At 45.1% G+C, this 9,283-nt stretch carries 11 protein-coding genes and 2 tRNA genes; 7 read left to right on the forward strand and 6 right to left on the reverse strand.

From position 1 onward, the window contains the following. Nucleotides 1–301: 301 nt before the first annotated feature. The 3 genes from HMPREF2696_RS06340 (at nt 302) to HMPREF2696_RS06350 (ending at nt 2,013) form a co-directional block, all read left to right on the forward strand. Nucleotides 302–706: a hypothetical protein gene (locus HMPREF2696_RS06340; protein WP_210383764.1), complete on the forward strand. Its 405-nt coding sequence runs from the start codon at nt 302–304 to the stop codon at nt 704–706. An 18-nt stretch (nt 707–724) separates the two neighbouring features. Beyond that, nucleotides 725–1,135 carry an SEL1-like repeat protein gene (locus HMPREF2696_RS06345; RefSeq protein ID WP_224783330.1) on the forward strand — a complete coding sequence of 137 codons (411 nt, stop codon included), beginning with the start codon at nt 725–727 and terminating at the stop codon, nt 1,133–1,135. A gap of 590 nt (nt 1,136–1,725) precedes the next feature. Then, the gene (locus HMPREF2696_RS06350) at nt 1,726–2,013 is read left to right on the forward strand and encodes an RHS repeat protein (protein WP_070588129.1); all 288 of its coding nucleotides are present in this window, start codon (nt 1,726–1,728) and stop codon (nt 2,011–2,013) included. Between the two features lie 101 nt (nt 2,014–2,114). Here HMPREF2696_RS06350 and HMPREF2696_RS06355 read toward each other — a convergent pair. Both HMPREF2696_RS06355 and HMPREF2696_RS06360 read right to left on the reverse strand, forming a co-directional pair. Then, nucleotides 2,115–2,189, reverse strand: a tRNA-Glu gene (locus tag HMPREF2696_RS06355). A 12-nt stretch (nt 2,190–2,201) separates the two neighbouring features. Continuing rightward, nucleotides 2,202–2,278 (reverse strand) — tRNA-Arg (locus HMPREF2696_RS06360). Nucleotides 2,279–2,393: 115 nt separating this feature from the next. Between HMPREF2696_RS06360 and HMPREF2696_RS06365 the strand changes: the two genes are divergently transcribed. Both HMPREF2696_RS06365 and HMPREF2696_RS06370 read left to right on the forward strand, forming a co-directional pair. Beyond that, entirely contained in the window at nt 2,394–3,785 is a 1,392-nt protein-coding gene (locus HMPREF2696_RS06365) for a 3'-5' exonuclease family protein (protein ID WP_070588133.1), read from the forward strand. Nucleotides 3,786–3,983: 198 nt separating this feature from the next. Then, on the forward strand, nt 3,984–4,775 hold the full coding sequence (locus HMPREF2696_RS06370) for a Cof-type HAD-IIB family hydrolase (RefSeq protein ID WP_004521105.1): 792 nt from the start codon (nt 3,984–3,986) through the stop codon (nt 4,773–4,775). 67 nt (nt 4,776–4,842) lie between these two features. On the opposite strand, the gene HMPREF2696_RS06375 is transcribed toward HMPREF2696_RS06370, so the two are convergent. The 4 genes from HMPREF2696_RS06375 to HMPREF2696_RS06390 all read right to left on the reverse strand — a co-directional run bounded on the left by HMPREF2696_RS06375 (nt 4,843) and on the right by HMPREF2696_RS06390 (nt 7,935). Further along, nucleotides 4,843–5,049: a DUF2788 domain-containing protein gene (locus HMPREF2696_RS06375; RefSeq protein WP_004521104.1), complete on the reverse strand. Its 207-nt coding sequence runs from the start codon at nt 5,047–5,049 to the stop codon at nt 4,843–4,845. Nucleotides 5,050–5,138: 89 nt separating this feature from the next. Further along, nucleotides 5,139–6,308: an O-succinylhomoserine sulfhydrylase gene (gene metZ, locus HMPREF2696_RS06380; RefSeq protein ID WP_070588134.1), complete on the reverse strand. Its 1,170-nt coding sequence runs from the start codon at nt 6,306–6,308 to the stop codon at nt 5,139–5,141. 144 nt (nt 6,309–6,452) lie between these two features. Then, the gene (locus HMPREF2696_RS06385) at nt 6,453–7,013 is read right to left on the reverse strand and encodes a DUF3465 domain-containing protein (RefSeq protein ID WP_004521102.1); all 561 of its coding nucleotides are present in this window, start codon (nt 7,011–7,013) and stop codon (nt 6,453–6,455) included. Between the two features lie 121 nt (nt 7,014–7,134). Continuing rightward, entirely contained in the window at nt 7,135–7,935 is an 801-nt protein-coding gene (locus tag HMPREF2696_RS06390; protein WP_070588135.1) for a hypothetical protein, read from the reverse strand. A gap of 164 nt (nt 7,936–8,099) precedes the next feature. On the opposite strand from HMPREF2696_RS06390, the gene HMPREF2696_RS06395 reads away from it, so the two are divergent. Together HMPREF2696_RS06395 and HMPREF2696_RS06400 are read left to right on the forward strand one after the other, a co-directional pair. Further along, nucleotides 8,100–8,351, forward strand: a complete 252-nt coding sequence (locus HMPREF2696_RS06395; RefSeq protein ID WP_070588139.1) for an NGO1151 family protein — start codon at nt 8,100–8,102, stop codon at nt 8,349–8,351. 76 nt (nt 8,352–8,427) lie between these two features. Next, on the forward strand, nt 8,428–9,231 hold the full coding sequence (locus HMPREF2696_RS06400; protein WP_049332057.1) for a basic amino acid ABC transporter substrate-binding protein: 804 nt from the start codon (nt 8,428–8,430) through the stop codon (nt 9,229–9,231). Nucleotides 9,232–9,283 lie beyond the last annotated feature (52 nt).

Consider the following 9,283-nt stretch of genomic DNA (forward strand, 5'->3'; position numbering starts at 1 on the left):
TATACAGATATATATAAAAGCACAGAAAAGAATTTAACTTTATATTAACAAATATATCTCAATAATATGCTGTAAACTGAAGCGTGCCGAGATAAATAAGATGATTTTTTGAGAAAAATGAAGTGCTGTTTTATTTCATAATGTGAAAGCTATTTTCAAATCCTGCCGATCTTAAGGCAGGATTTTTAATTAAGCGATGGCGTCATCGCTATCCGATAGGGTTGATGGGTGGGATAATCTTTATCAATTTGCACCTAATACCCAAGTATGGGTCGATTGGTTAGGTTTAGCTGGAGTTGATATGAATTTATTCTCAAGTAATGAAGACATACACTCTTACGCTCATAAAGTTGCCAATAAACCGAATACTTTCCAAGTAGGAGGGCATGGTAATCCTTCATTGATGGTAGATGGGGCTACAGGTGAAAGATTAGATGCTAAAAAATTAGCAGCGAGAATTAAAAAAAATCCTAACTATAAATCAGGTATGACGGTTGAGATTTTATCCTGTAATACAGGAAAAGGAGCAAACCCTCTTGGACAACAACTTGCTAATGAATTAAATACTACAGTTAAAGCACCAAATGAATATCTTTGGTTTTCAAGTAACGGGAAATTAACACCGATGGGAATGAAGGCTGATCGCTCGCAAGATACAAGCAAACCAGGCACCATGAGAAGCTTTACTCCTCAAAGTAAAAAATAAGTAAGGAACATGCTAACTATGGAAATACTGAAAAATTTCTTAATTTTATTTTTGTTATTAACTCCTTTAATATCATGTAAACAACATCCGGAAAGAAATGAGAAAATGACTGACTTTATATCAACAGGTAGTACTTATTGGATTCCAGATGAAGAAATTCAAATTCTCGAAAAGAACGCCACTAATAGAGATAAAAACTCAGCATTCAAATTATATCAATACCATATGTTTGTATCTTTAGATCAAGATTTGGAATTTAAATGGCTAGAGATAGCGGCAAAAAATGGACATCCAATTGCCCAATCCAATTTAGCCGATTTATTTTTCACACAAGGCAATAAAGAAAAAGCCATATTTTGGGCTAAAAAGGCATATAGAAATGGCGCCAAACTACCAGACGAATTAAAAATACTGATAAATATCAATTGATTAATAAGATTTAGCGGATTATCGTTACAAACCTAAAACTTCTAGAGGAGGATTAAGAAAATGTTGGAAACTTCCTAAGGGGCACATTATCGAACGGGACTCATTCCATGGAGAATATTTGATATCAAATAAAGTTTCAAAAATTAATCTTACTTATTTAAGAAATTGGACACAAACAATTATGACTATTTTTTGCCCTGTTAAGAAGATATTGTTTACCCAATAATGTGAAGATAATATCTTAACAGAGCATTAAGTTTGTCTGAAAGGAATGTTTTAAGACAACCTGAATGCCATAGCTCATAATACCTGAAAAAGTTGTAATGCATAATCGAAATGGTTAGCGAGCAGTTCCAGATATGTCCATTTCTCTTTTTAGTTTGCCCCAGTCGTAATAATTCCCAAACCAAAGGTTATCTTCACAGTCGGTCATCCCTCTTAGGATACCAATTTGATTACAGAGGAGGTAGTGTGTCTGTTGGCTGCTTTCTTCTGCAGTTGTCTAATCGTGAATTTACACCAGTAGCTTGACTCTTTCGGCACCTGAAAACCAGAAAGAGAAGATAGTACTGGAATAGAGGCAAGCCCTAATGGGTCAATCTATCTTTCCCCAAAAAATTGAACCTAATTCACAAATCGTCCCTCATATACCGGACAACCCCCTTAAAGAATACAACGGCAGCAACTATTACTACGATCACTTCGGCAACCTGATCCACCGTGAACTGGCCGACGGCGAAGTACAGAACTACTTCTACGATCTGCATGACCAACTGGTTAAAGCGGAAATCTTCAAAAAAGACGGCAGCAAAGAAACTTGGGCGTACACCTACGATGCCTTGGGCAGAAGGATAGGCAAAGGCCGTCTGAACAGCTAAGAAAGCTATTTAAAAAATTAAATAACTATAAACTTATAAACTTTTAAATGTAAAAAAATAAGCCATCACTATTCTTTAGTGATGGCTTATTTTAAAGTAACTGGCACGCCCACGGGGAATCGAACCCCGGTTACCGCCGTGAAAGGGCGATGTCCTAACCGCTAGACGATGGGCGCGGAGATTTTCTGTGGCGCACCCGGAGCGATTCGAACGCCCGACCCTCTGGTTCGTAGCCAGATACTCTATCCAACTGAGCTACGGGTGCATCAAGAAAGATTTGAATTATAAAGAGAGGGCTGTTTACTGTCAAGCGTTTTATTTGGAAAACTTGCAGACAGCGTGTAAAATGCGCATTTGCTATTGAATTTACAGAGAATAAAATGTCAGATTTCGTACGCTGGCCGCTCTTATCCGAAGCATTTTCCCGTTTGGGACGGCCTGTGGTCGTGGTGGATTTGGAGACGACCGGTGGAAATTTCTATCAAGACAGGATAACGGAAGTTGCCCTTGTTCGTTTTGAGCAAGGACGCGCCTCACATTACGAGCAATTGGTCAATCCTTGCCGCAGCATTCCCGAATTTGTTGCCAGACTGACCGGGATTCATGATGAAACAGTGAAAAACGCGCCTGTCTTTGCCGATATTGCAGCCGATTTGTTGCCGCTATTGCAAGGTGCTGTGGTTGTTGCCCACAACAGCCGCTTTGACTACACCTTCCTGCGCCACGAGTTTGCCCGTATCCATACTGACTTTGCCGCACCCTCGCTCTGTACGGTTCAATTGTCGCGCCGCCTGTATCCTGAGTTTTACAAACACAGCCTCGACAGCATTATCGAACGCACCGGCATTCAGACGGCCAACCGCCACCGCGCCATGACCGATGTTGCCGCATTGTGTGATTATCTCGAATTAAGTCTGGCAGAAAAAAATCATCAACAATGGGACGAACACGTCCGTGTATTGATGAATCCGAAAATGTTGCCCACTTGGCTGCCTGATTCGCTTGCCCAACAGCTCTATGCCCTGCCCGACAGCTACGGCGTATTGGTTTGGTTTGATCATTTTGGCAAAGCCCAAGCCATTGAAGCACATGAACGCGCATACAGTGAAACCGCCACCCTGCTGCACAGCAAAAAACTGCCGCCGCACATCAAAGCCGCAGCCTCCATCCGTTTTATTCCGGCAGTCGGGCAGCTCCATACATTATGGCTCAAAGCCCAGACCATGCAGGAATACCAACTGATGCCGTCTGAAAAGTCCACATCGTTTTCTACCGTCCGCTTTATCGCTGACGAACACGGCAGCCTTCAAGCACGCATTGTCTTGTTAAACAGCGGCACCAAAAACTGGCGTCCTTACGGTTTGTTTGCCCACAAAAAAGCAGCCAAACGCGCTTTGACGCAATGGTCGCAAGAACACAGACTCTGCCCAGATTCGCTCAATATTTTGCCGACCGGCTACGCAAAGGGCGAACCCTGCCCTGTTGAGGCTGTCGGAAAATGCAATGGCAACTGCCGCCAGCCAAACGGCATCAAACATCAAAACCAACGCATTACCGAGCTTGCTGCCCTACTCCCCGTAACTGATTGGGGCAAAGCGCACGAAATTGAAATTACCGAAACCGACCCCCTGACCGGAAACAGCATTACCCTGCTCTGCGCCGGCGGCGCGTTGGCATTGCCTGATGGAAGCTGGTATTTCGACAGCAGCCTGCCTCTCGTGATTAAAAACAAATTCAGACAAGACAAAGAAAATATCCGTTTGATTGCTTAAAACAAGGCCGTCTGAAAACCAAATTTTCAGACGGCCTATTGTGAATAACTTTCCGCTTTATTCTCAAAATAAAACTCTGCCTAAATTTTAATCAGAACTTATTTTTATAATAGCAATCAAATACTAAACCAATTTATACACAAGCTGTTCACACAATTTTCAATGAAAGCTGTGTATACCCAGCCCGATGAGTAAACCATGAACAATCCTGAAATCATCTTCTTTGACATCGACGACACCCTCTACCGCAAATACACGGATACCCTGCGTCCTTCGGTTGCCCAAGCCATGCGCGCATTGAAAGCCAAAGGCATTTTAACTGCCATTGCCACCGGCCGTCCGAAAGCCGCCATTCCCGCCAAAGTCAAAGCCTTGATTCAAGAATGCGGTATCGACATGCTCGTTACCATCAACGGCCAATATATTTCCTTTCGCGGCGAACCTCTGCAAAGCTACCCCTTGGACATTGCCGACATCGAAACCGCCATCAACCTGCTTGAACAACACAAAATAGACTACGCCTTTGTCAACAACCAAGAAATTGCCGTTTCCTCCCATTCGCCACGCGTTGTCGAAGGCTTATCGCATATCCTGCCCAACTTCCTGACTGACAAAGAATATTTCCGCAAACAACCTGTTTATCAAATGTTGGTCTTTGTGGATAAGGAAGAAGAAAAAATCCTGCAACCGCTAACCCAGCAACACGGCTTCAAATCCGTCCGCTGGCATGAATATGCTGTGGACCTGCTGCGCAAAGAAGGTTCAAAAGCACGGGGCATCGCCCACGCAGTGGAAAAACTGGGGATTGATATGAACAAAGTGATGGCATTCGGCGACAGCTTCAACGACTTGGAAATGCTGTCAACCGTCGGCTTTGGTGTTGCCATGGGCAATGGCGAAGACGCTGCCAAATCTGCCGCACAATTCGTCTGCCCAAGTGTTGATGAAGACGGCGTCTTGCGCGGCTTGCAAGAATTGGGCGTAATTTAAAACATCAAATCAAAAGGCCGTCTGAACATTTTTTCAGACGGCCTTGTTCTATCAATAAACTTCCTGCCTACTTCGGCAATACCAAAAAGCTAATCAGCAATTCTTTAAATACGAACCCAAACACACCCAAGCCCAAAACCAAGAAGAGCATGGCAATGCCGAATTTGCCGGCTTTGGATTCTTTACCCAAGTTCCAAACGATAAAGCCCAAAAAGATAATCAGGCCACTCAGTAGGATTTTCATTGCCCATGAGGCGAATTCTGCTTCAGACATTATTTTTTTCCTTTTATTCTTAAGATGTGTGTTTAATTGCTTTCAGACGGCCTATTAAAATTTAAGGCCGTCTGAAATTTGTTTTTAGATTATTTGTTCAATGCTTGTTGCAAATCATCAATCAAATCGTCGATGTGTTCCAAACCGACAGAGAGGCGGATCAAGCCCGGGCGGATATTCGCGGCGAGTTTTTCTTCAGGCTGCATCCGGCCGTGCGTGGTTGTCCACGGATGGGTGATGGTCGAGCGCACATCGCCGAGGTTGGCAGTACGGGAAAAGAGCTCTACGCCGTCCACGATTTTCCATGCCGTTTCTTGGTCTGCGACTTCAAAACCTACCACAATACCGCCGCCATTTTGCTGTTTGCGGATCAGTTCGGCTTGCGGATGGTCGGGCAAACCGGTGTAATATACGGCTTGGACTTGCGGCTGTTGTTGCAGCCATTGGGCGATTTTTAACGCATTGTCAAACTGTTTTTCCATACGCAGCGACAGGGTTTCCACGCCGCTTAACAACTGCCATGCATTAAACGGAGACATCGCCAGCCCGCAAGAGTTGCAATACATGGCAACTTGCGTCATCAATTCTTCCGAACCGGCCAATACGCCGCCCATCACGCGGCCGTGGCCGTCGATGGCTTTGGTTGCGGAAGAAACGGAAATATCCGCACCGTGTTTCAAAGGCTGCGAACCGACGGGCGATAAGAGGCTATTGTCCACCACCAAAAGCGCGCCGATGCTGTGTGCCAGTTCGGCTAAAGCTTCCAAATCGGCAACTTCGCCCAATGGGTTGGACGGAGTTTCCAAGAAAAACAGTTTGGTATTGGGCTTGATTGCCGCTTTCCATTCATCTACATCAACCGGCGATACATGGCTGACTTCGATGCCGAACTTGGTAACGATGTTATTGATGAAACCGACAGTTGTACCAAACAGGCTGCGGCTGGAAATAACATGATCACCGGCTTGCAAGAAGGTAAAAAACGCTGCCTGAATTGCAGACATACCGGTCGAAGTGGCTACCGCACGCTCTGCGCCTTCCAATGCAGCAATGCGTTTTTCAAAAGCGGCAGTAGTCGGATTGGCTGTACGGGTATAGGTAAAGCCTTTAATTTTTTTGGAAAACAAATCTGCCGCATGTTGCGCGCTTTCCCACATGAAGCTGCTGGTCAAAAACAGCGCCTGATTGTGTTCGCGATATTCGGTTTGCTCTTTGCCGCCCCGGATGGCCAGCGTTTGCGGATGAAGTTTTTTGTTCATTTATTTTCCAATCTACTGTGTATTCCAATGGACGGAACAATATTTTTCCGTCTGTTTAACTTGTTAACATTTTGCGCCGATTTCTACTATCTTTCAAGCCGAAGGCCGTGTTTCGGACCGTCTGAAAAAACAGGAAAACCGTTTTTACTGATAAAGGCGGCCGTCGTGTTTCAACCAGCCGTCAGTATGCCGGGCTGACGGGTCATGGTGCGTCCAATGGATAACGCCGCCCTGCTCCGACCATTCGTATTCGCCGTAAAACGCTACTTTATCGCCTTTTTTCAAACCCTTAATCTTATCGGCAAGGTCGATATTGTGTGCCACCAAAAGCGTCTGACCGCTGGAGAGCTTCAAGATAAAGCGTTGGTGGCGCGTGCCTTTGTTGTCATCCGGCAGGGTTTTCCATACCGTGCCCTCGCCCTCAACCTGAATATCGCTTTGCTCGTTTTCAAACGCCTGTTTCAAAACCGCTTCGGCTGATTCTTTGCCCGAACCGATTTGCTGCTGAGCAGCATCGGCATTCTTTTTACCCACATTATTTTGTTTTTGAACAGCTTCTATTTTCTGCTGATTCTGCGATTGTACCGGCTGATTGTTTTGCATTTTGTTATAGGCAAATACGGCAACCAAAGCAATCAGCAATACAATGATTTTATTTTTATTCATAACAATCTCAAAAAAAATGCCCGATTCTGCATCGGGCATATCAACTATTTAGAAAGGATATTTATCACGAAAACGTGAGCCGCTATTATACACGCTTCGTAAAATTTTAAGGGAATTTTACGCCAAAGGCCGTCTGAAACTTTTCAGGCGGCCTGGATACTCAACGGCGGTATTTCATTTCAGTTTTCATATCGTCCAAAATACGTTTGACGTTGTGTTCCAATACATCTTCCACCAAGCCCGGTGCCTGCTCGTTCAGCATTTGCTGCAACTGGTAAGTGAACAAGGCCATTTGTTTTTGTACAGCAATCCGAATCATACCGTTGACCGCATCGGCCACATGGGGACGTAAACGCTTAATCAGACGCTCGGTCAAATCTTTTTCAGAAACACAGAATACTTCTCGGCGGCCAATCGCCTGCGGGTTCAATACATTGATATGGACATTGATGGCTGGTTCTTTTTCAATGCCGTCTGAAACCGCCTCTTCAGCCGCTTGCGCATCATCATTTTCCGGTTTTTCAGTTTCTTCCACTTCAGGCATATCAAAATCTACGGCACCTGATTTCGGATTTAGTCTGACGGTTCGGGTCGATTCAATGTGACGCTCTGAAGCCGCAGCCTGCAATGCCGATTGCGCGCTCAACCAGTTGTCCTGCAAAACCACCATCGCATCGGTTTCCACTGCTTCGCCATCGTCTGCAAGGGCAGTATTGTGTTCCAACTGCCAGCGGTACAAATACTCTTCCAATACTTTTTCACGATTGTCAGCATCCAGTTTATATTCTTTTTTAGGCGCGGTTTTGGACGCGGCGTCGACAGCTTCATCCGATTTTTTGACTAATGGCGCATGGGTCGGCGCGGTATTGAATTGTCGTGCCTGACGCAATCTTTCCAGGCGTTTTTCCCAATTCAGGTCTTCTTCCTCGAGGACTGTGGGGTCAAGACGGTTGTTTTCCATAATAATCTCGTTTTTCATTTTTATTGTGAACCGCATTCAAACAAAAAACACTTGAACTGCGGCCGATGGTTGGACATATCCGGCAAGCCGGCGCAAGCGTAACATTTTAATATTAATTCACTATATAATCACTATTTTATTTAATATACTCTCAAGGATACATCATGAGCAGCATCGAACAACGCCTCGAATACTTGGAAGAAGCCAACGACGTTTTGCGTATGCAAAACCACGTCCTCGCCACCGCCCTCAAAGGCCTTATCCGCTCCCTGCCCTCCGACATGGCCAACGATGCCGTAGAATCCATCCAGCTTGCCTTTGAAGACGCATTGGCGGAATTGAGCTACGAAGACAGTCCGCACACCGACCTCTTCCATGACGTAACCTACGCATTTTTCCGAGAAAAAGACCACTAATTTCAGCTAGTTTGTTCACAAAATTATGCTAAACTAAGATTTTATCCGTTAACATTTTATTAAGAAAGCACATATCATGAACATGAAAAAATGGCTGGCCACTGCCCTCGCTTGTTCCGCCCTTGCCCTGACTGCCTGCGGCGGTCAAAGCAACAATGCCTCTGCTCCTGCCGATAAAGTGTACCGTGTCGGCTCCAACGCCGAGTTTGCCCCATTTGAATCTTTGGATTCTGCCGGCAAAGTGGAAGGTTTTGACGTAGATTTGATGAATGCCATGGCCAAAGCCGGCAACTTCAAAGTCGAATTCAAACACCAGCCATGGGAAAGCCTCTTCCCTTCTCTGAACAACGGCGACGTGGACATCGTTATGTCCGGCGTAACCATCACTGACGACCGCAAACAAAGCATGCTCTTCAGCGATCCATACTTTGAAATCACCCAAGTTGTTCTCGTTCCAAAAGGCAAAAAAGTAGCTTCCTCCGAAGACCTGAAAAACATGGCCAAAGTCGGCGTGGTAACCGGCTACACCGGCGACTTCTCCGTTTCCAAACTCTTGGGCAACGACAATCCGAAAATCGCACGCTTTGAAAGCGTTCCCCTGATTATCAAAGAATTGGAAAACGGCGGTTTGGACTCCGTCGTCAGCGACAGCGCGGTCATTGCCAACTATGTGAAAAACAATCCGACCAAAGGCTTGGATTTCATCTCCTTGCCTGACTTCACCATCGAAAACTACGGTATCGCCGCACGCAAAGGCGACGAAGCAACCATCAAAATGTTGAACGATGCGCTGAAAAAAGTACGCGAAAGCGGCGAATACGACAAAATTTACGCCAAATACTTTGCTAAAGAAGGCGAAAAAGCCGAAGCAGCCAAATAATCCGGTATGACTTCTTAAACTCAAGGCCGTCTGAAAACTTTTCAGACGGCCT

The organism is Neisseria sp. HMSC058F07 (genome assembly GCF_001810035.1).
Classification (GTDB): Bacteria; Pseudomonadota; Gammaproteobacteria; order Burkholderiales; family Neisseriaceae; genus Neisseria; species Neisseria perflava.